21 protein-coding genes are annotated in these 22,753 nt (G+C 44.2%); 8 read left to right on the top strand and 13 right to left on the bottom strand.

Annotated features, from left to right (window positions below; genetic code table 11):
* Positions 1 to 102 precede the first annotated feature (102 nt).
* Positions 103 to 615: a GNAT family N-acetyltransferase gene (locus MKY92_RS04650; RefSeq protein WP_339299396.1), complete on the top strand. Its 513-nt coding sequence runs from the start codon at positions 103 to 105 to the stop codon at positions 613 to 615.
* A gap of 368 nt (positions 616 to 983) precedes the next feature.
* Here MKY92_RS04650 and MKY92_RS04645 read toward each other — a convergent pair whose 3' ends face one another.
* Positions 984 to 2,027 carry a 2,3-butanediol dehydrogenase gene (locus MKY92_RS04645; protein WP_339299394.1) on the bottom strand — a complete coding sequence of 348 codons (1,044 nt, stop codon included), beginning with the start codon at positions 2,025 to 2,027 and terminating at the stop codon, positions 984 to 986.
* 332 nt (positions 2,028 to 2,359) lie between these two features.
* Between MKY92_RS04645 and MKY92_RS04640 the strand changes: the two genes are divergently transcribed.
* Positions 2,360 to 3,271: a LysR family transcriptional regulator gene (locus tag MKY92_RS04640; RefSeq protein WP_339299392.1), complete on the top strand. Its 912-nt coding sequence runs from the start codon at positions 2,360 to 2,362 to the stop codon at positions 3,269 to 3,271.
* Between the two features lie 161 nt (positions 3,272 to 3,432).
* Here the strand turns inward: MKY92_RS04640 and MKY92_RS04635 are convergent, their stop codons facing one another.
* Positions 3,433 to 5,187, bottom strand: coding sequence for a HAMP domain-containing methyl-accepting chemotaxis protein (locus tag MKY92_RS04635; RefSeq protein ID WP_339299391.1), 1,755 nt, complete (start codon positions 5,185 to 5,187; stop codon positions 3,433 to 3,435).
* 379 nt (positions 5,188 to 5,566) lie between these two features.
* Here MKY92_RS04635 and MKY92_RS04630 point away from each other — a divergent pair, with 379 nt between their 5' ends.
* From MKY92_RS04630 to MKY92_RS04620, 3 genes are all read left to right on the top strand, one after another.
* The gene (locus tag MKY92_RS04630) at positions 5,567 to 5,914 is read left to right on the top strand and encodes a helix-turn-helix domain-containing protein (protein ID WP_313771415.1); all 348 of its coding nucleotides are present in this window, start codon (positions 5,567 to 5,569) and stop codon (positions 5,912 to 5,914) included.
* Between the two features lie 152 nt (positions 5,915 to 6,066).
* On the top strand, positions 6,067 to 6,411 hold the full coding sequence (locus tag MKY92_RS04625; RefSeq protein ID WP_339299390.1) for an antibiotic biosynthesis monooxygenase: 345 nt from the start codon (positions 6,067 to 6,069) through the stop codon (positions 6,409 to 6,411).
* 68 nt (positions 6,412 to 6,479) lie between these two features.
* A complete protein-coding gene (locus tag MKY92_RS04620; protein ID WP_339299389.1) occupies positions 6,480 to 7,370 on the top strand; it encodes an SDR family oxidoreductase in 891 nt (296 codons plus the stop codon).
* Between the two features lie 264 nt (positions 7,371 to 7,634).
* Here MKY92_RS04620 and MKY92_RS04615 read toward each other — a convergent pair whose 3' ends face one another.
* The 3 genes from MKY92_RS04615 to MKY92_RS04605 form a co-directional block, all read right to left on the bottom strand.
* The gene (locus MKY92_RS04615) at positions 7,635 to 8,978 is read right to left on the bottom strand and encodes an amino acid permease (RefSeq protein ID WP_339299388.1); all 1,344 of its coding nucleotides are present in this window, start codon (positions 8,976 to 8,978) and stop codon (positions 7,635 to 7,637) included.
* A 152-nt stretch (positions 8,979 to 9,130) separates the two neighbouring features.
* The gene (locus MKY92_RS04610) at positions 9,131 to 9,412 is read right to left on the bottom strand and encodes a hypothetical protein (RefSeq protein ID WP_339299386.1); all 282 of its coding nucleotides are present in this window, start codon (positions 9,410 to 9,412) and stop codon (positions 9,131 to 9,133) included.
* Positions 9,413 to 9,567: 155 nt separating this feature from the next.
* On the bottom strand, positions 9,568 to 10,023 hold the full coding sequence (locus tag MKY92_RS04605) for a GNAT family N-acetyltransferase (protein ID WP_339299384.1): 456 nt from the start codon (positions 10,021 to 10,023) through the stop codon (positions 9,568 to 9,570).
* Positions 10,024 to 10,278: 255 nt separating this feature from the next.
* Between MKY92_RS04605 and MKY92_RS04600 the strand changes: the two genes are divergently transcribed.
* Both MKY92_RS04600 and MKY92_RS04595 read left to right on the top strand, forming a co-directional pair.
* Positions 10,279 to 10,854 (top strand): GNAT family protein, encoded by a 576-nt coding sequence (locus MKY92_RS04600; protein ID WP_339299383.1) that lies wholly within the window; start codon positions 10,279 to 10,281, stop codon positions 10,852 to 10,854.
* Positions 10,851 to 11,198 carry a DUF1801 domain-containing protein gene (locus MKY92_RS04595; RefSeq protein ID WP_339299382.1) on the top strand — a complete coding sequence of 116 codons (348 nt, stop codon included), beginning with the start codon at positions 10,851 to 10,853 and terminating at the stop codon, positions 11,196 to 11,198. The genes MKY92_RS04600 and MKY92_RS04595 overlap by 4 nt, the downstream gene beginning before the upstream one ends.
* Positions 11,199 to 11,278: 80 nt before the next feature.
* On the opposite strand, the gene MKY92_RS04590 is transcribed toward MKY92_RS04595, so the two are convergent.
* From MKY92_RS04590 to MKY92_RS04555, 8 genes are all read right to left on the bottom strand, one after another.
* Complete coding sequence (locus tag MKY92_RS04590; RefSeq protein WP_339299381.1) at positions 11,279 to 12,583, bottom strand: DUF1963 domain-containing protein; 1,305 nt, start codon at positions 12,581 to 12,583, stop codon at positions 11,279 to 11,281.
* A gap of 107 nt (positions 12,584 to 12,690) precedes the next feature.
* On the bottom strand, positions 12,691 to 13,869 hold the full coding sequence (locus MKY92_RS04585) for an alanyl-tRNA editing protein (RefSeq protein WP_339299380.1): 1,179 nt from the start codon (positions 13,867 to 13,869) through the stop codon (positions 12,691 to 12,693).
* Between the two features lie 259 nt (positions 13,870 to 14,128).
* On the bottom strand, positions 14,129 to 14,881 hold the full coding sequence (locus MKY92_RS04580; protein WP_339299379.1) for an ATP-binding cassette domain-containing protein: 753 nt from the start codon (positions 14,879 to 14,881) through the stop codon (positions 14,129 to 14,131).
* Complete coding sequence (locus tag MKY92_RS04575; protein WP_339299378.1) at positions 14,878 to 15,942, bottom strand: iron chelate uptake ABC transporter family permease subunit; 1,065 nt, start codon at positions 15,940 to 15,942, stop codon at positions 14,878 to 14,880. Before MKY92_RS04575 ends, MKY92_RS04580 begins: the two co-directional genes overlap by 4 nt.
* Positions 15,939 to 16,964 carry an iron chelate uptake ABC transporter family permease subunit gene (locus MKY92_RS04570; protein ID WP_339299377.1) on the bottom strand — a complete coding sequence of 342 codons (1,026 nt, stop codon included), beginning with the start codon at positions 16,962 to 16,964 and terminating at the stop codon, positions 15,939 to 15,941. Before MKY92_RS04570 ends, MKY92_RS04575 begins: the two co-directional genes overlap by 4 nt.
* 16 nt (positions 16,965 to 16,980) lie before the next feature.
* Positions 16,981 to 18,018, bottom strand: a complete 1,038-nt coding sequence (locus MKY92_RS04565; protein WP_339299375.1) for a siderophore ABC transporter substrate-binding protein — start codon at positions 18,016 to 18,018, stop codon at positions 16,981 to 16,983.
* Positions 18,019 to 18,409: 391 nt separating this feature from the next.
* Positions 18,410 to 20,179 (bottom strand): dihydroxyacetone kinase subunit DhaK, encoded by a 1,770-nt coding sequence (gene dhaK / locus MKY92_RS04560; RefSeq protein ID WP_339299373.1) that lies wholly within the window; start codon positions 20,177 to 20,179, stop codon positions 18,410 to 18,412.
* Positions 20,179 to 21,321 (bottom strand): glycerol dehydrogenase, encoded by a 1,143-nt coding sequence (locus tag MKY92_RS04555; RefSeq protein ID WP_339299372.1) that lies wholly within the window; start codon positions 21,319 to 21,321, stop codon positions 20,179 to 20,181. The genes dhaK and MKY92_RS04555 overlap by 1 nt, the downstream gene beginning before the upstream one ends.
* 305 nt (positions 21,322 to 21,626) lie before the next feature.
* On the opposite strand from MKY92_RS04555, the gene MKY92_RS04550 reads away from it, so the two are divergent.
* On the top strand, positions 21,627 to 22,661 hold the full coding sequence (locus MKY92_RS04550) for a PocR ligand-binding domain-containing protein (protein WP_339299370.1): 1,035 nt from the start codon (positions 21,627 to 21,629) through the stop codon (positions 22,659 to 22,661).
* Positions 22,662 to 22,753 lie beyond the last annotated feature (92 nt).

Here is a 22,753-nt window from a genome sequence, read left to right as displayed (position 1 = left end):
GTTACCTATAGAATATTTGAATAAATCGGATTGAATCCGTTATGGTAAAATGCAAGAAAACTGTATTCCATACTTAACCCATAAGAGAAGGGGAATTATAAGATGACAACGGCTGCCGTTACGATTCATCCTGCCACAGAAGCAGACCATCCAGAGATTGTAGATATCCTTGTTGCAAGTTATGCCGAGTATCGGGAGACTTTTGAGCAAAATGAACGATGGGAGGCCTACCTAAAAGATATTCGAGAGTCTGTGGTTAATCCGTACCTGACGCAATTATGGATCGCGAAGATTGATGATCAGATTGTTGGTACAGTCCAATTATTTGAAACAGCACGCAAGGCTTATCCAAACTTTGAATTGCCAATCGATTATCCGTTTATTCGGCTGCTTGGTGTTGATCCAAAATGGAGAGGTCACGGGATTGCCAGAGTATTGCTGCAGCAATGCGTAGATTCTGCCAAAGAAATGGGCAAAAATACGGTGTATTTATATACGGGCGGTCAGATGGTCAATGCCATCCGTTTATATGAGCGTTTTGGATTTACAGAGGATAAGGAATTCAGCTCCGAGAGTAGCGAGGGCAAGGCGATCTGTTACCGTTATGATTCCTAGTGATAGTGTTGGGTAACAGCAACTCGCGAGCCGCGAGCGGAGAATGAAATGTAAAACAGACCGATCATCTTCATGAACGGTCTGTTTTACGTTTATAAATGTCAACTATATAAGTTGCACTAATCATTTACACGATAACGGTGAAGACAGAAAAAACCTGAAAAAGCGAAGCGTTCGCCTAAAAGCTTTCTGAAAGAAAGCTGCATCGGAAGCATACGCTATCCCCGGATTTTCCCTCGAGAAAAGGGTATGGAAAAAAATCTGGGGATAACAGCGATTGGAAGGTTATTCTGTCATCGTAGTGTCAGTGTAAATAAATTTTAGTTCAACTTATATAACATTTGAAATGTTACATCGCTATTGATTTTTTAGCCGCCAATCTCCACCAAAATCTTCGCATGGCTCTTGTCGCTCATCAACAGCTCAAGTCCTTCCTGCACGATGTCGTCCAGTTTGATTTTCTTGGTGATAACCTGTTTCACATCGAGCGACCCTTCAGCAATCAATGAAATCACTTCAGGGAAAATGTGGCGATATGCCAGCGTTGCCGTTAGATTCGCTTCTTTGACCAGAAGATCGAAGAAATTCACTTGAAGCGGATTGGGAATCGCAGCGATGACAACAACTTCTCCGCCTTTTTTGACAACCGCAATGGCGCTATCCATCGTTGGTTGCACACCGGCTGCTTCATAAGCCACATCAATGCCACCCGATTGTTGCAAGATCACCTCGGTTTCATTGACTTTGGCACTGTTCACGGGAATCGCTCCCAGCTTGGCTGCCAAGTCCAAACGTTCCTCAAATACATCAACTGCATAGATTTCAGAGGCTCCTGCTGCTTTGGCAGACAGAATGGTCAGTAGTCCAATTGGACCTGCTCCGTATACGGCTACTTTATTCCCCACTTTCAACTTGCTGTGACGAACCGCGTGAAAGGCTACGGCTGTAGGCTCTACGAGCGCGCCTTCTTCGAAAGATACGTTATCCGGTATGGGATGAACCATGTATGCTTCAACAACAACATACTCCGCAAAACCACCGTCACCATTCAGTCCAACAAATCCAAATTGAGTACATTGGTTATAGCGACCCTGGATACAGTACTCGCATTTTCCACAATGGTACAAGGGCTCTACCACGACTCGATCCCCTACACTGATACCGCTTACATTACTCCCCATTTCACTCACGGTTCCTGCAAATTCATGACCCAATGTCAGCGGTGCTTTCTGTCCTGAGAGCGGATGATTCTCACCTTCTTGAATGCCCACACCATGATGATAGGCATGTAAGTCACTGCCGCAGATCCCTGCATATTCCACTTTGATTTTGACCTGACCCGCTTGAGCGACCGGAACCTCCCGTTCTTCCACACGCACGTCTTTATGGGCATACCATACTGCTGCTTTCATGAAGTTCATCCCCTTTATATGATTGTCTATATAAGTTGAACTAGAAATGTTACACCTAATTACGCTGATTGCAGTACCATCTTTCGATCGCTCTTATCCCCAGATTTTCTTCATTCCCTTGATCCAAGGGAAAAATCCGGTGATAAAGGCGCACGCTCTGCTTCTTCAGATTGGTTCTGCACTCTGCGTTTCTGGTGTAAAAGTAAGGTTCTACTTATATAGTAAAGAACTATAAAGCTTGTCTATATATTATATCGCTGTTCATGTATTATTCATATTTATAGATACTAATGTTAACATTAGTTGTATTAATGCTAAACGGAGATGAACTCATGAATCTGGAACAGCTCGAATATGTCGTTGAAATTGCAAAAACGCAATCATTCTCCGCCGCCTCGGAGCATCTGCATGTTACACAATCGGCGATCAGCCAATCGGTTCATCGTCTGGAGAAAGAATTGGGTATCATCCTGTTCGAACGCTCGCGGCAGGGAACTCACCCCACTCCCGAAGGCAAACAATTCATTGCCAAGGCACTGGACATTTTACAGCGGATTGATGAATTGAAATCCCTGAACGCCGAAGCCTCCTCTCTTAGCGGAGAGCTTCATGTGGCTACTTTTCCAAGTGTCATGCCCTATCTTGTCCAGTCTGCTGCGGAAATGAAGCGTGAGCACCCGCAACTTAACATCTCCATTGAAGAGAAAGGGTCCATGGAAATTATCGAGGATATTCGCAATAACAAAACCCATCTGGGCTTTATCGCGATCTACGCCAAACAATTGCGGGAATTCGATGGACTTCACTTCAGTCCCATGTACTCGGGCAAGTTGGTAGTTGGTACTCATCACCTGTCTGAACTTGCCAAACACAGCCGCGTTACACCGGATCAATTAAAAGAACACAAACTGGCACTGTATCGAGATGGTTTCATCGAAGACTTCATCAAGGAATTCACCTTTGATCATGGACCTCTGTCCATTCTGTTCAAAACAAATAATTCAGAAGCCATCAACATGGTGTTAAAAAACGATATTGCCGCCACGATTGGTCACGACTTTTCCTTTCACCAAAATCCCTTATGGAAAGAAGGTCTGGTGAAGATGGTAGAGATCGCTGGAATCGATCAACCCAAGATGCAAATTGGCTTCGTACAGACGGAGTCCAAGGAGGCCGCCGTAGCCGCAGAACGATTCGCCCGACGCTTCAGACAGGCGATAGAGCTGGATCATTTAAAAGTTTAAATCTAAAAAAGTGCTCCACCCTTTGAATGAAGTTTGGGATGAACACCAACTTCTCCAAGAGCGGAACACTTTTTTTGCATTATATCGTTACACTGGTTAAACAACAAACCAAGCTCTTGTCTAACTACCTTTTGCGTTACTATTTCTACACCTTACTCAAACTATACTTTCACTTTACGTACGGCTTCACTCATCTCGTTCGTCTGCTGCTCCAGCATGGTGGAGGTCTGCGCCACCCTGTTGAACATGGCCGACTGTTCACGCATCAAGCGATAGATTTCATCCGAATGATCCGACACCCCGGCTGATATCTGCGAGATCGTATTGACGGAGGCAGCGGCCTCTTCCGATCCTGCCGAGATTTCCTCTGCAGCAGCGGAGACTTCCTGAATGCGACGGGTCACCAGTTGGAACGCATCAACCACATGGGCGAAAGCTTGCTCCGCTTCTGCGGTAATTGTAACCCCTTGTCCAATCTCGGTTGCAGTAACCCCCATCTGTGAGCCAATCTGTTGTGATTCTTGTTGAATACGAAGCAACAAGTCGGAGATCCGTTCCATGGATGTGCTTGAGGCCTCTGCAAGCTTCCGAACTTCATCCGCCACAACCGCAAAACCTTTGCCGTGTTCTCCTGCATGTGCTGCCTCTATGGATGCATTAAGCGCAAGCAGCTTGGTCTGACTCGCAAAATCACGAACCGTGTGCAGGGCACCACCAATTTCCTGGGAGTAATTGTTCAGCACCTGGACCATCGCTACAACCTCACTTGAGACATTTGAGATGCTCTCCATCTGTGTTTTCATCAGTGTCATGCTCTGTTTACCGGACTCCGCCGTAGAAAGCGCACTTGTTGCTGCATCCGATACAATCATCGAGGATTCGGAAATATCCGTTATGCCTTTTGCAATCTCTTCCATCGCATTCACACTATCGCTTGCACCCTGCTTCTGCGTATGTGCCCCTTGCCTAATCTGTTCGACAGATTGATCAACCGTCTTGCCCATCTCAAGCATCTCTTCGGTACTGCGATTAAATTCCTTCGTTGATTCCGATAAAATATCTGTGGTTACTGCTACGCCTTCAACCATGTTACTCACAATTTTATTCAAGTTCCCGGACATATGTATCATCGCTTGATATGTTGTTCCAATCTCATCTTGGCTGCGCAAACGATACGACGTCAGAATTCGATTAGCTTCTGCAAGCTCACCCTGTGCCATTTTTTCCACACTCGCCTTCAGCGGTTGAAGTGGCCGCAGTCCTCTTACGATAAACCACGTGACAACAGCAATGCCTATAAGTGTAATTAGTAGCAGTAAAGCATAGAAGGGAATACTCGATTTCATAATATCCGATTCAATGCTTCCGATCACCGATACCGCCGTATCGATACCAATTACACCTGTTACAGCGCCATTACTATCCAGCATGGGAGCGTAAGAGGAAATATAGTCGCCGTACTCCTCATTGTTAATAATTGAAGAACTGGCTGTTTGCCCCTGCAACAGCTTCTGAACAGCCTCCTGAGGGACATCCGTAACTTCATTAATCGGTGAGGCTTTATCTGCATCCTTCATGCCGTCCACCATAATAAGTGGCGTACCTTTGTCATCTATTTTGACGAAATACACATACATTGCACCAATGCTTACGCGAAAGTCATCCAGTTCATCACGAATCTTCAAGAATTCGTCATTCTCCTTGGGGTCCTTGGCAAACTCAGCATAAGATGCTGTATCCAGCTGATTCACATAACTCTGAGCAATCTGGATGTTGTAACTCGAAATGGCCTCCTGCGCAGCTAGTTTCATATTGGCCACCTGTAACAGCATGCTTCCCACGGCTATAATCGTAATGACCAGTGTGACTACTGCAACAATACGCACAACCAAACGTTTTCTAAAAAAACCAATCATCCGCTCCTCTTCCTCTCCCGTGAACCCAAGCCTTTTTGACTAGGCGCTACCCAAAAAACACATGCTTGAAGCACTATGTATGGGAAAATAGTAAACGAATATGTCGAATTAGGCAAGAAAATATTGGGTTTACATAAAAACGCTATCATGGCCGTGATAGCTTTGTTCATTGGAACTGCATTTAGGCTTTATCTCAGTTTGTTTGCCAAACAAAATCCGCGTCATTATAACTGACCATGCAGATATTAATTACAGGTTTCTTTCATAAGGAATTCATGAGTTATGTTTATTCAGTATTAGGAGTGTTGTGTAGGAAGGTTGATTGAATCAACACATGTACTATAATAATGGAAATTAAATGAGGGATGGTGTTTCTCAATTGAAAACTTTTTATTGTGATCTGGAAATTACCTTGGATGTCATTGGCGGAAAGTGGAGACCTCTTATTCTGTATTACTTATTAAAAGGTCCTAAACGGACCGGTGAATTGAAAAGGCTCATGCCAACCATTTCTCAGAAAATGTTAGTCCAGTCATTACGGGAGTTGGAGGGTGATAATCTGGTTATAAGAAAAATGTACAATCAGGTACCACCAAAAGTGGAATATTCAATATCAGAAATGGGTATGTCACTTGAACCCACTCTGCGAGCTCTTTGTGAATGGGGTAAGAATTATGCAGAGAAGACATTGAGCAAGGATGAATATCAGAGAATAAATGTAGAATAGAGTAATTTCAAAATCAATTTATGACCTGATTCATCACAATTATCACTTTTTGGTTACTATATAACCAAAAAGTACGTACTATTTTAAAAGCGCTACATGGTACATAATGAGCCTTGTAATATAAAGAAAATAAAAGAATTGAGGAGTGTGTAATGATGTCAACAACCAACAAACTAGTCGTTCTCAATATCCGTTTCAAAATTAAGCCCGGTAAGAAAGAAACTTTCCGTGACAATCTATTCGCGATGATTAGCAATTTCAAAAGTGAACCCACTTTTATTAATGCGATCGTCTCCGATGATCTTGATCATTCTGATGATCTGGTGGTCTATGAAATCTGGCAAGGAACAAGAGAAAGTTGGATTCAAAATGAACTCACTAAACCTTATCGTGCTGAGTATGAAGGTGCGCTTACCAACCTCATTGATGATAGAATCGTAAGCTGGCTTGAACCAGTCGGTGAATGGGGTAGTACACTGACGAATGTAAGACGGTAAGTTTTCAAGATGAGAATGTGAAACAAAATATTTTCATGTATTTATAGACGTTCAAAGGAGTTGTAAATATGGGGAAAATACTTATTACTGGAGCAACAGGTAATCTCGGAAGCAGAACGCTAGAACTTCTTCTCAAAAAAGTTCCGTCAAATCAGGTCGCTATATTAGTCCGTAATCCGGAATCTGATAAAGTGGCAAGATTTATTAAAGAAGGTGTGGAAGCCCACCAGGGCGACTATTTTGATTATAACTCTCTTCTACAAGCTTTTGATGGTGTTGAAAAAGTGATGCTCATTTCCGCGGTAGCATTTACCGATCGCAATACACAACATTTCAACGTCATCGCTGCTGCAAAGCAGGCTGGGGTTAAGCAAGTGATCTTCACGTCGATCATACGAAAAGAAAATTCAAATCTAATTTTGCCCGAAGTAACGATGTCAGACTTATTTGCTGAACAAACGCTTAAAGCATCCGGATTAGACTATACAATCCTGCGGAATCCACCATATCTTGAAGTCATAAATTCGTTCTCTGGAGATGCACTTAAATTTGGAGGTGTGCGAGTACCAAAGGGTTCCGGTAAAGTATCCGCTGCATCTCTGGATGATTTGGCGGCAGCCAACGTAGCCGTTCTCACCGAAAACGGACACGAAAATAAGTCATATACTCTAAGTGGCAGTGAGGGAAGCTCTTTCGAAGACATTGCTGCAGCCCTATCGGAGATTAGTGAGATTAATGTCCCTTACGAGGCAATTAGCGAAAATGAATATATAGACACTATGGTAGCGAATGGCTTACCTGATCATATGACTGATTTCTTATTAGGTTGGATGCGGGCAATCAACACTGGAGAATTCTCGGAAACGTCTGGAGATCTTGAACGTCTGATTGGCCGAAAACCAATGTCATATAAGGAATTCTTTAAAATCAAATCTCCGTTTTCTAAAGTTGAAGATTGAAATCTGACATATTATGGCACTTAAACAAAAAGGGCGAAGCATAATCCAGTATCGCTTTGGTGAAATCGCCGCAAAGTACTCCGCCCCTTGGGAAAAGCTACCCAAAGATTAGATATACGTCTAATATGTAATAGGAATGTGTTAATGTTCATTCTAGCAATCGGTTCTGGTTATAGAACAAAATATATTCGTTCAAAGTGTATAAAATAGGGACTGCTGAAAGCAGTCCCTATTTTACTTATAAAGTTTTCTCATTAATTATGACTACCCATTTGTCCTCCTGAATCGAATCAGGGACCAGATAATCAGCAACGCAAGCACGGCAAGACAGATGCTAATGCTGAACCGATTACCTTCATCAAACACAAACATCACCGCAATCACACTAAGACATAGTACAACGACTCCGGTTATGTAAGGGAATCCCCATACTTTGAAGGTCGGTTGAACCGGATATCTCTTCCGCAGTTTCAACTGTGATGAGGCAATACATATCCACACAAGGATTACGACAAACCCCGGAACTGCGAGCAATACACGGAACAGTTGATCCTGCGCGAACAAACCAAGCAAGGAACCTCCGAGCAAAACTACTGAGCACACCAGAAGTGTGTTAACAGGGCTACCGTTGCGATTCGTCTGTGACAATGCCTTCGGAGCTTCCCCGCCCACTGCCATGGAGTGCATCATCCGGGATGCACCATAAATCCCTGAATTCGCAGCAGATAGAACTGCCGTCACCAAAATAAAGTTCATTATGTGTGCTGCTCCCGGCAAACCTGTAGAGGCAAGCACCTGTACAAACGGACTGCTCTCCGGCCCAATTTCATTCCATGGGATAAGACCACAGATGATGAGAATCGGCAAGGTGAAGAACAGAATAATTCTGAGCATGAAATTGCCCACGATTTTGGGCATAACTTTTTCTGCATTTTCCGTCTCGGTCAGGGTCAGACCAATCAGCTCCGATCCCCCGTAAGAGAACATAACCACAAGCAGTGCCGAGAAGATCGATGACCATCCGTTCGGGAAGAAGCCTCCTGTTTGCGTATAATTCTGCAGATATGGCGTGTTATCACTTGGGATAATACCAAAGATCAACCCTGCACCCAGGAAGATAAAAATAATGATCATGGCAATTTTGATCCCGGCCAGCCAAAACTCAAATTCCCCGAACACACCTACACTTAACAGATTAACGAGTATAATGAACGCCGCACAAGCCAGACTCAGCATCCACAGCGGTACTTCCGCGAACCAATACTGCAAAAAACTCCCGGCAGCAATCATCTCAATGACACATACCGATAACCACAGAAAGCAATACATCCATCCCATAACAAAGGATACTCGGCTACCAAATGCCTCCTGCACGAAGTCTTTCATATTTTTGTTCTTGTACACCGTAGCCATCTCCGCCATCGCGGCCATAACAACCAGCAGCAATAATCCGGCAAAAATGTACGTGACAATCACGCCCGGACCTGCGATTCCAATCGTCTCTGCGCTACCTTTGAAAATCCCTGTTCCAATGACACCACCCATAGCCATAAAACTGATGTGTCTTGGTTTAAGCTTCTTCTGTAATGTTCCTTCTGTCTGAGCCAATTCAAGTCCTCCTGATGTAAAAAACGTCTGTAATGTCTTGTTTTATAATTTTGAACAATCTCATAAACATAATGTCCAGTATACCCTATTGTCCATCAATCAGCCCAGAAGTTCCTTATGGCCAATTCATCCCAAACGTATAGGGACATAACCTATGTTTTATACCCCACAATCGCATGAAGCAATCTGTGTATAATCCAGGTGAGCAAAATGTACTCTGCCCCATAGATGAACCAAGCGTCCAGGTTGCCTCTCCATGTGGACAGATCACTCGCGATATACAATAAAGGCAGCATAAAAGAGATTATCATCGCTCCCCAAAGTCTAAACCATTTGGCAAAAAAACTGCACACTCCAAGCACTACAGCAATGATGGGACATAACACCAAGACAGCAAACAGCGGATTCATATGATCAAACCACCAGTAAACCATGCACGACTCCCTCCACATTATTTGTCACAAGGCCACGTTGCATTATTGAGTTTATTCTACTCTTTTTTCAACTTTTAAAATGTAAGATATGTTGCAAAATAAAAAAACCAGCATCCTGTAAAAAAACAGGATGCTGGTTTCTCATGTAGATCACTTTAGATTGTTTTTGTCATAAACGTGCTGTTCGGGTCCAATATATAATCTGCGAATGGTTCGCAATATTCGAATCCGAAGTCTTCGTACAACTTCCGTGCCGGGATAAACGAATCCATTGAGCCCGTCTCCAGACTGATTCGCTTATAACCACGGTCTGTGGCGACCTCCATAATATAAGCCAAAATTTTTCTCGCTACGCCTTTTCTCAGATGAGCCGAAGCGGTACGCATCGATTTCAACTCTGCATGCTCTGGATCAAGTTCTTTGATAGCCCCGCAGCCGAGCAAGTCGTCCCCTTCCCAAGCACACCAGAATGTAATTTCGGGTTTCTTGAGTCCATCCAGATTCAACGCATGAATGCTCTCTGGAGGCGAATCTGCTGCCATCCCTTGCAAGTGCTCCGCAATTAAAGCCTTAACTTGAACTCCACTCAAATCATCCACTTTAATCTCCAAAACGTACCACTCCTGCCGTCATTTTTATTGGTTTTATCACTGAATATATATCAATCCTTTCATCTTACTACCGTGTTAGGTTTTATGACAAGAGGTTGCTTATATCCTCTGAAATACGCTATTGTGATTCACCTGGAGTTTCCAGTATGATGAGGCTATCAGATGCCAAAGGGGCGAGGTCTATTGCGAAATATACATAGAGTTAAATGTGAAACCAAGGTGAAGCCATCTTAACCTATTTTAAAGGAGACCCCTATGACACTAACTACGGACAACCTATTTTATAGCAAACGATTAAAAATGACGCCACCACGTCCTGAAGATGTGGAGACCATGCTGCAATGGAACGAAGACCCGGAGTACCTTCGAAATGTAGATACCGACATTGCCATTCCCTATTCGGAGAAACAGTTGGAGGATGAGGGAGAAACAAAGAACAAGGAAGTGTACTTCAGACTGCGCACGCATGAAGAGGATACGCTGATTGGTTTTGTCGTCATTCATAGCATTGAATGGAATAACCGCTGCGGACAGCTTGCCATTGGCATCGGACTTGCCAAACATCGCAACAAGGGATATGGCACGGAAGCGTTGAATCTTATCTTGCGATATGCGTTCCATGAGATGAATCTGGACAGGGTTGGCCTCGATGTCATCGCCTACAATGCCAAAGCAATCCGTTCCTATGAGAAGGTTGGTTTTCAGTTGGAAGGTCGGGCACGCTCAGCTGTATATCGTGATGGTAAGCGTTATGACCGCTTGATGATGGGAATCCTAAGACCAGAATGGGAAACACACAATCAGATCCATATGGAGGGTGAACAAGTATGACCAAGAATGCAGAAGTTACTGCGTTTATTGAACAGATTCAGATCCCCTGGCAAATACAAGTCGCTGAACAATTGCGCCAGTTGGTGCATGATACCATCCCTGACGTACAAGAACGCGTGCAATACAAGAAACCTCATTTTCTAAAAAACGGAAAGTATGCTGCGGTCATCTCGCCATCCAAACAGGCCGTATCCTTCACCATCTTCCATGCAACCGGACTCGATCTGCCCGATGGGATATTCGAAGGCCCGGAAGAGCGCAAAACGATCAAGCTCAAGGAAAAAGATACACCAGATTATGAATGGCTGTCGGGACTGCTGAAGCAGGCATCTGCAGAATTGTAGGAAAATCTGACGATACATTAAAAAGGCATCCCATGAAGTTCAAGAACTTATGGGATGCCCCTTTTTGTTGTAGTCCACCATCAAGATTGCTGGTACGAAACGGCAGTTATTTGGCATGGCTCACATATGAACATGTAGTACATACCCTCACCATATTCCTCAACCTCGCCACAATCCAGTTGTGCGACAGCCTTCATTCTCGTGGAGCAGCGTGGACATGTTGGGTACTCCGCATCCTGAACCCATCCTGGATGGCCGCCGACCTGAGATAGCGAGGGTTCCATCGCCCACTCACTGGCATGGAATGCATGACGCGATGCATTCGCAATCCGAAACTGCTGGCCAACATCCGGTGCAAGTTTACCATAGTCGTCCGGGTCAATCTCGTCCATTCCCATAGGCATGACATTATGTGAACTCCATAACGGTTCCCCTGCTGCGTCCAGCTCCATGTAAACCACACCGTAACTGCCGCATATCACGCAAGTCTGTATCTGAAGTTGCTGGGCATGCCAAGACACGTCCTTCAGAGCGGGATGTTTAACATCCAGACTAATTAAGGTGGTTAACGCATTGCCACACCATGGACAGCCATTGTTGCTAGGGTTCAGCATCGAGAGTGAATTTCCGGTTAACTCCACGTTAGGTCCTTCATTCTCTTTTACTTTATAGAGTGAATAACTTGGGGTGGTGAATAATTCCCTGCGCTGCCCGTCTTTTGTAAGCTCCCAACCAGCTTCAGTGGTGTAATGCTCTGGCGCCACGTACAATTCACTCGCCCAAGATGGCGGAGTCTGTCTCCACTGCCGGAACTGCTGCACAACAACATCATCCCCGATATGGGCCAGCATGAGCAAAATATGATTCCGATTCTCATCATCGGTGTTCACCTGCTGCAAGAGACGATCACGAACCTCACCCGAGGCACTTTTATACAAAATGGCAGGATAATAGATCTCCTGTTCCAGCAGCTCAGGAATTTCAGCAGTCAACGATATATCATGGTAGCAGACCAGATATACCAGAATGTCTTTGCCCGTATCTTCATCTCCTGAATGAACCCGTTGCATCGCGTAATCCTTCATCTGATCTTGTTGCTCTACAGACAAAGATAGATATACCTGTTCCTCGGATTGTTCATAGGGTGTATAACGAATTAGTGGATCGCGAACCTGAGGTTTGTGCATGATTTTCAAAATTTCGACCGGGTCTGTGATACCTGCATACAATTTCACGTCACGTCGATTCGCTTCAATGTATCTCTGGCGCTCCTCGCGTTCCATCTCCTGTTTGCAAGGCATGCAATACCCACCTGTTCTGGCAGCCGTTGCTGGCAAAATGGTATTTGTACACCCTTCTCGTATACATGGAATTCGTTCTGTCATATTCCAACCTCCTTCAACTATTGGCAATGGAAAACACGCCACAATGTGACGTGCTTGTCCCTTACTCATATTTCAATGCCTACGTGTCTCATAAAGGACAATACGAATCAGTGATGTCCCAACTGGTCCTTGGTGAATTCGTAAAAGGCAAGCGCATCTTCACTGCTGGCAAAGCCTGCCTGAGCTATCTTTTCACTGCCGCCACCTTTGCCTTGGTAGGCTCCAAGATTGCCTTTGAAGAAAGGTCCACAAGCCCATTCAGGCGGCTGTCCGTTCTGTGCCAGAACCACTTTGGCCTCTGAGATACTGGCAAAGAGTACAAGCCCCTCATGGTCTGCCGTCAGCTTGGTAGCCAGGCTCTGCATATCCTTGAGCGATTTGTCTTCAAAGACCTGAGCAATCACCAGCCCTTGCCGAGCGGCCAGAAGTTCCTCCGCATAATAGGCATCGTTTGTTGTTTTCAATGCATTCAGCTCCGTTTGCAGCTGCTTTTGCTCCAGCTCCATTTTCTCAATTCGCTCCAATAATTCGTCCTTGCTGGTCTTTAATTTAACCATGATGCTATTGAGCACGTTTTGTGCAGCTGTGAATTCATTCAGCGCCCTTGTTCCACATTTGAAATAAATGCGGGTGCCACCCTTCACTTTTTCGGTTTTCAACAGTTTGATGATCCCAATCTCACCCGTCGCTGACACATGAGTTCCACCGCAGGCGTTATACTCCACACCCTCGATCTCGACGATGCGAATGTCCTCTGTTACCGTAGGCTGCTTCACCAGTGGCAATTGTGCAGCCTCTTCTGTTGTAACCCAGGACGTGTTGATGCGAGCGTTACGATAGATCTGACGATTCACTTCTTGTTCAATGGCGGTTAATTGATTCGCTCCCAGTTCAGCCGCAGCCACATCAATCGTGTCATACTCCGTACCAAGATGGAAGCTGAGGGTCATCGCTTCAGTAAGCTTTAGCGTGATTGCCGATAACAAATGCTGACCCGTATGCTGCTGCATATGATCGAATCTTCGCTCCCAGTCAATCTCACAATGTACCTCAGTCTCTTCAGGGACGCGTTCCAGCTTATGCCATACTTCACCATCTTCGATGTTCACATCCAGAACAGCGATGCCGCCAATTTGACCCAGATCACAAGGTTGTCCACCCCCATGCGGGTAAAAAGCAGTCTCCGCCAGCGTGACATACACGCCGTCTTCCTTGTCTACTCTGCCTGTAATCGTTGTATGCCACTCTCTTGTATAAGCAGAGTCATAATAGATTTTTTGCGTCATTGAATCATCCCGATCCCTTCTCGTTCAAATGGGTTTTCATAATCTCCAGATTACACTATCTGGAACCTTCAAGCCAATTTATGGCATGCAAAATCGCTTTCCATATCCAAAAGAACGCTCTGTAAGCGAAAATACCTTTTGAACAAGAAAGAAAATTTTGCAGGAGGATGCTCGGCATTGAATAAAAAAAAGCAGAGTGAATAATCACTCTACTTTCTGAAAACCATTTTAACAAACAACTTTTCATTAAATCTTGTAGCTAATAGATCGCTATCGGTCCATATGGACCATCGATAATTTCAATTTTCGTTTCAAAAATATCTGTTAAAATTTCGGGGTCCATCACTTCTTCTACGCTTCCAAAAGCGGCGATTTGTCCATCTTTCATCGCACATATTCGATCCGAATATTTGGCAGCAAAATTGATATCATGCATAACCGTCAGAATCGTTCTTCCAAATTCATTAGCAGCATATCTCAAATGCTCCATCATCCGAACAGAACGAGCAACATCCAGATTGTTCAGAGGCTCGTCCAAAAGTACATATTCCGTCTCCTGACACAAAACCATTGCGACATAAGCTCTTTGCCTCTGACCACCTGAAAGCTCATCTAAGTATCTATTTTCCAGATCAGTTAAGTCTAGAAAATCAATATATTTAGAGATTATAGCTTCATCCTCATCCGTTAATCTTCCCTTAGAATAAGGAAACCGTCCAAATCCAGCAAGTTGTCTAACGGTAAGCCTTGTGACAAAATGATTTTCTTGTCGTAAAACCGTTATAATCTTGGCCAAGTCTTTTGACTTGGTCGTGAAAACATCCATATTGGCAACCTTGATCTGACCTTCGTCCAAATCCAAAAGTCTTCCGATCATCAGAAGTGTCGTCGATTTCCCCGCACCGTTGGGTCCAATTAAAGAAGTAAGACCGGCTTTGGGTATATGAATATTCAAAGGGCCTATCTCTACCTCGGCTGCATAGGTTTTTTTGACATTATTGATCTGTATCATAAAGAACCCTTCCTTAAAATCACAATTAAAAATGTTAGTCCGCCAACCAATTCTATAATGATGGAAACAACACCTTGGGCATTGAAAACATGATTCATAACAAAGTATGCACCGGTTAAGATCACAAACCCTATCGCAAGAGCCATTGGGAAAACATATCTGTGATCATAGGTTTGCGCTGCCTGATAACTCAAAATCGCAACTAAAAATCCATAGAATGTAAGTGGTCCAACCAAAGCCGTCGAAATGGCCATCAAAATGGAAACCAGAACCAGCGTATAAATCACACTACTTTGATGTTTAGTTCCCAAGGAAGTTGAGACATCCTTACCCAGCGACAATACATTTAACCTCTTGGCATTAGCAAGCAGCAGAATTGCTGCAATGATGACGATAGGAATCGCAATCGGGAAATAGGCAGAATCCGCATTATTCACGGAAGCAAACATTCTTGCCTGCAAAATATCAAACTCGGACGGTGCAAGAAGTCTTCTCATAAACGAGGATACGGACCTCAGCCCGGTGCCAATGATAATGCCGACCAGAAGCAGAAGTTGTAAATTGCCGTATTTTCCGGAAAGCAGCCATCCATAAAGAATCAAACACATGATGACCATTGCAGCAACTTGATATAAAAAGGAATCAACACCGCTAAAATTCACAAATACCGTAGCACCAAGGAAAAATATAGTACTCGTATGAATGGTTGAATAAATAGCATCAAAACCTAAAAGGGACGGAGTTATAATTCTGTTATTCGTAATCGATTGAAAAGCAACCGTGGACAAACTTTGGCAGATTGCAGCGATCAGCATTGAAACCAGAGCAACTACCCTTCTTGTAACAACAGGTATGAATGAAGGCGAAGACACAGGGACCGGATTGTTATAAATCAGCAGCCCAACCGATGCAAAAACGCCCAGAACAATTAATGTTATCAGCAAAATCCAATAGCGCTTTTCTTCTTTTTTGGTACGGAAGGCTCTAGCTGATCTTTTTTTAGGACGACGACTAGAATCGATTTCGATACTCAGTGGATTTCTACTTGCTAAGTTGCTCATCTTACCCTCCTTGTTGACCGCCTTTGTCTTAACAAAATGACAATGAATACGACGGATCCCACTGTTCCAAGGATCATCGAGACAGGTATTTCAAAAGGCATAATAATGACACGAGACAGGATATCACACACAATGATGCTGCCCATCCCTAATAAGCACACCCATGGCAGATTGCTCCTGAGATCGTCACCCCTAAACATGGAGACAATATTGGGGACAATTAACCCTAGAAAAGGCAAGTTCCCAATGACCGCTGCAACGATTCCAACGGCTAGTGAAATAAGCGCAGTACCCAAAAGAATGATCCTGTCATAATTTACGCCAAGACTGGTAGCGACATCTTCCCCTAGTCCGGCTAATGTCAGCCGATCAGCAAAAACAAATATAAGAATAGTCACCAATACGATGAGCCATAAATATTCATACCTGCCAATTTGCACAGATGAGAAGGAGCCTGCAAACCAGCTTTCGATATTTTGAGTCATTTGGAACACAAGCCCAACGAAAGTTGAAAATGCAGAAATGACAGCTCCAAGCATCATCCCAATAATGGGGACAACCAAAGACGAACGGAGTTTAACTTTCTTTAGAAACATAAAAAAAATCATCGTTCCTATAAAAGAAAAAATGATTGCACCAGTCATTCTTAGCGTTAAGCTCGGGGCAGGAAAGACCAGATATATAAACATGATCCCCAGCCCTGACCATTCCATTGTTCCGGTGGTGGTAGGTTCCACCAAGCGATTCTGTGTAATAAGCTGCATGACCAGTCCTGCCATTGCCATTGCGGCACCGGTAAGCATTAATGCAACAGTTCTTGGGACACGAGTAATGAAGAACATCTCCATTCCATCCGCTTGTCCTCGTATGTCATAGACTCCAATAAGCAGTGATGTAATGCCTAAAATAATAGTGGCTATAATCGCAATGATAAAAGGTATGGTCCATAGCTTTTTGGGATTATGACGCTGGGGTTGAGAATTCTCAACCCCAGCTAATTTTGGTATTAAATTTTTCTGCACTGCAGCATACTCCTTTTTACTGTTTAGCTAAAGCTTTCGTAAGGTTGTTAATCAACTCCAAGAAAGTTTCGATGGATTCATTGGTGTACGTGTCGTTTGGAGCATAAACGATTTGTTTTTGAGTAATAGCAGTGGTGTTTTGCAGAGCAGGTGAATTATCAATAACGTCCTGAGCCGGAACGGCACCTTCTTCAGCAGATACAGCTGCATCCCGATCCAGTACGAAAATCCAATCTGGATTGCTTTGGGCGATCGCTTCAACAGAAATATCATCACCTTGATGATCAGAAGAAGATTTATCCACTTCTAGTGCTGGAACCCAGCCGAAAATGTCATACAATGGTCCCCACACGCGTCCAGTAAGAGGAGCCGAGAAACCAATGTTTCCACCAGATACGACAACACTCATAATTTTATCTTCACCGTTATAAGCGGCCTTAGCTTCTTCAATAGCTTTATCAAAATCAGCAATCAATTGAGTAGCTTCTTCTTGCTTTTCAAAAATTTTACCTAGATTGGTTGTTGCATCTTTAAGTCCATTAACAAAGTTTTCTCCAGGTGATGCTGTTTCTTCAAGCTCAATATTAAGGTCGATCACTGCTGCATTAGGTACTAATTTTTTGATGTCTTCATAGTAGCTAGCAAATCGTTGACCAACAATGACAAGGTCAGGCTGTATTGATGCCAATAGTTCAAGGTTTGGTTCGCGATGATTCCCAATATTTTGTACCGATTCATCCGCCACATATGGTGAATCCGCAGGCATTACATCCTTCGGCGCTGCTGCTAATTTGACGCCCCAAGTGGACAGAGTCTCAAATGTTCTGTTATCCAGAGCAACGACCTTCGTTGGATGTACAGGCACAGTTACCGTTCCATGAGCATCCGTAATTTCAACTGTTGTGGCTGGAGCTGTAGTAGCAGCATCGGAAGTTGTAGCCTCTGTATTCGCAGTATCCGTCGTAGCAGGTTCATTACTTGAACAAGCTGCCAACACCAAAGTTAAAGCTGCAACCATGATAAACATTAATTTTGAAGAAATAGACTTTCTCATTTAATTTATATCCCCCTAGATTTAGAAAATTTGGATTCCCACGCAGCGTAATGTGTTGGATAAACTCAGTATCATACCTCCTCAGACGTAAATTTAGAGAATAAACTTAACCCCTTTTCACTGTAGTGCTGAGTAACAAACAACAAATGATAGTGATTATCAATATCAATAGGTTATATTATAACAAGTTAGAAGGCATTTTCAACAACCTAATTATTTAAATTCATGGCGAAATTATGAACCAAATATTCCATTGTATGTATTTATATGCATAAAAATCGACATTTCAATACAAAAAAAGAAGCATCACTGTGTGATACTTCTTTTGCGGTAAGAACTCTTTATACATTTATATTTCTCATCGAAATGATCTAAATTTCCACCAATATTCTTACTTCATCGACTCAGATAATTCTGTGAAAATAACACCCAGCGCATACGCGCCAGCATCCGGGTAGCCCAGACTACGATCGCCGACGGCACCTGCACGTCCCATACGTGCCACGATGTCTTCGGTTTTCTTGGCACCTTCAACGGCTGCTGCTGCACCTTTGGCAAATGCGGTTTTGAAGTCATCGCCAGACTCCGCACTTTGTGTCCAGGAATCGGCACACGGAACGAGTGCATCGATCAAGGTTTTGTCACCCACAACGGCACCACGTCCGAAGGAACGCTCTCCAGTAGACTGAATCCCTTGCACAGCTGCATGGATCATCTCAGCAAATTCAGCAACGTTTAATTGCTGTTTATCCCCTACAGCTTTGCCAGCCGCACGGAATGCCGAACCCCAGATCGGGCCGGATGCGCCGCCACAATATTCCATGATGACCAAGGAACATGCATCAAGGAACGATCCGATGTCTTTTTTATCTTCGTTGATGATGTGATTCCATTCGCGTTTCAACTGGCGGAAGCCTTTTGCCACACTCATACCGAAATCGCCATCACCGGCATGGGAATCCAGTTCACAGAACGGTACCTCGTTCTTGATGATAATCTCACCCATTTTATCGATCAGATAGACGACATTGTCCAGTGAAAATTGATTGCCTTGGATGACAGCAGCTGATGCATCCGTCTCCACTTCGTAAGATACGGGAGCGTCTTCACCAACAACAGCTTCCAGCGCTTCGGAATACGCCACTTGTGCTGCTGGAGGGCCGGATACTTTAAATGCAGGTGTATCACTTTCCTTGAACAACAGCGTTTTTAGTTCCTCATCCAGTTTCAGGATCGTAACCGATGCACCCGCCATATCGATACTTGTCATGTAGTTGCCTACAAACGTAGTAGCGACCTTCAGACCTGCATGTCCAGCAAGCTCACGCTGCACGGAATTGTTGAGCAGGTACAGTTCTTGCAGTGGTGTTGCACCAAAACCATTCACGAGCACCGCAATCTCAGCAGAAGCATCAGTATCCAGCTTCATATCGGCAAGCAATGCTTCGACCATACGTCCTGCCAATTCATCAGCCGATACGATTTTCTCCCGGCGAATGCCTGGCTCACCATGAATCCCTACGCCGAATTCCATCTCATCTTCAGCAATTTCGAATGTAGGCGTGCCTTTAGCTGGCACGGTACAAGATGTGAATCCAAAACCAATACTGCGCACGTTCTGAGCTGCTTTCTCGGCAACGGATTTCACATCTGCCAGACTGCGGCCTTCCTCCGCTGCTGCTCCGGCAATTTTGTGAACCAGTACGGTACCGGCAACGCCGCGACGTCCAACGGTATACAAGCTGTCTTGTACAGCAATGTCATCCTCAACACGCACATACTGTACGTCGATGCCATCTTCTTCAGCCAGATGCGCTGCATTTTTGAAGTTCATCATGTCGCCGCTGTAGTTCTTGATGATCAGAAGTGTACCCTTGTTGCTGGCTGTTGCCTTGATCGCTTGATACACCTGGATTTGGGAAGGAGATGCGAATACATCTCCACATACCGCTGCATCAAGCATGCCTTTCCCTACATAACCAGCGTGAGCCGGTTCATGTCCACTGCCGCCACCACTGATCAGGCTGACTTTATCCGCCTGGATCTCTCTGCGTTTGATGACTTTATATTTTTTCAGAAATTCAAGCTCCGGGTGTGCAAGCGCAATCCCGTTACACATTTCCATAACAACATGTTCAGCTTGGTTAATAATTTTCTTCATTATTTGGCCTCCCGGCGTGCTGCTTTGTACTCACGGCCCATGCGGTCAGCCGCTGCAATGGCAGCAGCCACTTCAGGAACAGTGATTGGGAACGGCATAGCGTGAATGGATTCTTCCGGAATACAAGCGATCTCTGCCACTTTTAACAACTCTTCCTGACTAATCGTATCTACACCGATATCCGCCAAGCTGATCGGCAGTCCCACTTCGAGACAGAAGTCCATGACTTCATGCAGCTCTTCGGTTGGTGCATTTTCAAGCACGAGTTGTGCAATCGTACCGAAGGATACTTTTTCACCGTGGAAGAAATGATGTGTACCCTCCAGAACAGTCAAACCGTTGTGGATCGCATGTGCCGCAGCCAGACCGCCACTTTCGAATCCAAGACCAGACAAGAGAATGTTCGTTTCAATGATATTTTCCAGCGCTTGTGTCACGACGTTGCTGTCACTCGCCACTTTCGCTTTTGCACCGTCAGTCAGCAGCATTTCATAACACAGTTTTGCCAGTGCAAGTGCCGCATTGGTACCTACTGCTGATGGTGTGTATCCTTCACGGGAACCCATTGGCAGACTTGCGTTTACACGGGAATAGGATTTCGCTGTTGCTCTTGCTTCGAAGTATGTAGAGAGCGCATCTCCCATACCGGATACGAGGAAACGTGTTGGTGCATTGGCGATTACCGTTGTATCGACAAGAACCACACTCGGGCTTTGTTTGAAGTAAGCATAGTCATCAAAAGAACCATCCGGTGTGTACAACACAGCGGAGTGACTTGTCGGTGCGTCTGTTGCCGCAATCGTTGGGCAGATGATCAGTGCTTCGCCTTCTGCTACACATTTAGCTGCATCAATGGCTTTACCGCCACCAAGACCGATGGTAGAGTCACATCCTTTTTCCTTCGCGATCGCTTGCAGACGAGCAACTTCCTCACGGGAACATTCCCCTTTAAAACCGCTTTCAACAAATGTAATATTGAATTTCTCAGCTGTTGCATCAAGCTTTGCTTTGACACGCTGTACATCATCCGGATGTGCAATCAGCAGGGCAGATTCTCCGAAGGATTTAACAAAGTACCCCAGGTTCAACAATTCGTCTTCGCCTTGTACATATTTGGTTGGGCTGATAAATGCTTTTCTCATATTATTATATGCCTCCTAAGGATATGGAATGGTGTAGTAGATACATTAAATTTTAATTTCTTGCAATTGACCTTAATATAACGCATGAGCAGCTGGTTTACAGTGGACTTTGATAACAAATTATTATAATTTACAATCGTAATTTTTTGCTTTTTAGTGCAATCATGGTATGTTATTGTCATGAGATGGTTCAATTTTGACCTCCCATAATACATTACCCGTCATCATTACATCTTAATATGTACAACTTGCTAACTTTTAACGGCCTAAATTATGAATCAGGTTAGCTATGGAGGTCTCATCCAATGATTAAAGAATATCTGCATATCAATAAAATCCTGGATCTTAATAAATGGAAGCGTCTACAAGATTCTCTCGCAACAGTAACCAAACTGGCGATCCTCACCGTTGATTATAAAGGCATTCCCATAACCAGCCACAGCAGCTGTCAGGCTTTCTGCCAGAATGTGCGTAAAGACCCCGAGCTTCTACCCTACTGTCAAAAATGTGATTCACGTGGCGGTCTGGAAGCCGTTCGGTTGAATGAGCCCTATGTATATCTATGCCATTTCAATATCATTGATATCGCGATTCCAATTACGATTGATGGCAAATATATCGGCGCTGTCTTGGCAGGACAAGTGAAACTTGCCGATCCGGAAAAGGGTAGCGAGTTGGAGCAAATTGTCACGTCCAAAAACGTACCCATGCATGCAGCCAAGCTGGAGGAATTAAAGGACGAATACGCCCAGCTGCCTGTGATGACCTATGAAGAGATTGTGAAAATCTCCAACATGTTATCCCTGCTCTGCAACTACATTGTGGAAGAAGCACTCAACAAAAATCTGTTAGTTGAAATGTTCGAGAAAGCTTCAGGTAATCAGGAGACTCTAAACCTCTCCACCATTCTGCCCGGGTACTCCATTCGTAATATCGAGTCGATCAAAAAAGAGATGACCAATGCGATCGCAGATGCCTATCTCAAAAACAGCCCAAGTGATGCGGAAAGCTCCAGCCCGGTACTTCAGCCTGCTTTTGAATACATTCACAGTCACAAGAGTGAACAAGTTTCACTCAAACAAATGGCCGATCTATGCCACCTGAGTCCGAGTTATTTCAGCAGGCTGTTTGCCAAGGAAACGGGCGAGAACTTTACCACCTACCTGGCAAAACTCAAGATTAAGTGGGCCAAACAATTGCTGGAGGTCACCGACATGCCTGTCTCACAGATCAGTGATGAGCTGGGATTTAATGAATCGGGATATTTTATCAAAATATTCAAAAAGTTTGAGGAAATTACGCCTGCTCTCTATCGCAAATACATCCAGGAGAAAATGTAGATTCACTGATACTTTTTTCGTATCAAAGATGAGGTTAAAAGATATTTCACCTATTAATCTGCCATTGCTACAATGGAGTCCAGATGACTTAG

Source organism: Paenibacillus sp. FSL R5-0623 (assembly GCF_037974265.1).
Taxonomy (GTDB): Bacteria; Bacillota; Bacilli; order Paenibacillales; family Paenibacillaceae; genus Paenibacillus.
The sequence above is the reverse complement of the archived record's forward strand: the minus strand, read 5'-3'. Positions and strand labels throughout refer to the sequence as shown.

Coding starts and splice junctions, on each gene's coding strand:
- MKY92_RS04590 (WP_339299381.1), bottom strand. CDS start 12,583: ATGACAGAACGAATTCCATGTATACGAGAAGGGTGTACAAATACCATT.
- MKY92_RS04635 (WP_339299391.1), bottom strand. CDS start 5,187: ATGATTGGTTTTTTTAGAAAACGTTTGGTTGTGCGTATTGTTGCAGTA.
- MKY92_RS04625 (WP_339299390.1), top strand. CDS start 6,067: ATGATGTCAACAACCAACAAACTAGTCGTTCTCAATATCCGTTTCAAA.
- MKY92_RS04585 (WP_339299380.1), bottom strand. CDS start 13,869: ATGACGCAAAAAATCTATTATGACTCTGCTTATACAAGAGAGTGGCAT.
- MKY92_RS04620 (WP_339299389.1), top strand. CDS start 6,480: ATGGGGAAAATACTTATTACTGGAGCAACAGGTAATCTCGGAAGCAGA.
- MKY92_RS04575 (WP_339299378.1), bottom strand. CDS start 15,942: ATGAGCAACTTAGCAAGTAGAAATCCACTGAGTATCGAAATCGATTCT.
- MKY92_RS04650 (WP_339299396.1), top strand. CDS start 103: ATGACAACGGCTGCCGTTACGATTCATCCTGCCACAGAAGCAGACCAT.
- MKY92_RS04600 (WP_339299383.1), top strand. CDS start 10,279: ATGACACTAACTACGGACAACCTATTTTATAGCAAACGATTAAAAATG.
- MKY92_RS04610 (WP_339299386.1), bottom strand. CDS start 9,412: ATGGTTTACTGGTGGTTTGATCATATGAATCCGCTGTTTGCTGTCTTG.
- MKY92_RS04565 (WP_339299375.1), bottom strand. CDS start 18,018: ATGAGAAAGTCTATTTCTTCAAAATTAATGTTTATCATGGTTGCAGCT.
- dhaK (WP_339299373.1), bottom strand. CDS start 20,179: ATGAAGAAAATTATTAACCAAGCTGAACATGTTGTTATGGAAATGTGT.
- MKY92_RS04580 (WP_339299379.1), bottom strand. CDS start 14,881: ATGATACAGATCAATAATGTCAAAAAAACCTATGCAGCCGAGGTAGAG.
- MKY92_RS04645 (WP_339299394.1), bottom strand. CDS start 2,027: ATGAAAGCAGCAGTATGGTATGCCCATAAAGACGTGCGTGTGGAAGAA.
- MKY92_RS04555 (WP_339299372.1), bottom strand. CDS start 21,321: ATGAGAAAAGCATTTATCAGCCCAACCAAATATGTACAAGGCGAAGAC.
- MKY92_RS04550 (WP_339299370.1), top strand. CDS start 21,627: ATGATTAAAGAATATCTGCATATCAATAAAATCCTGGATCTTAATAAA.
- MKY92_RS04595 (WP_339299382.1), top strand. CDS start 10,851: ATGACCAAGAATGCAGAAGTTACTGCGTTTATTGAACAGATTCAGATC.
- MKY92_RS04640 (WP_339299392.1), top strand. CDS start 2,360: ATGAATCTGGAACAGCTCGAATATGTCGTTGAAATTGCAAAAACGCAA.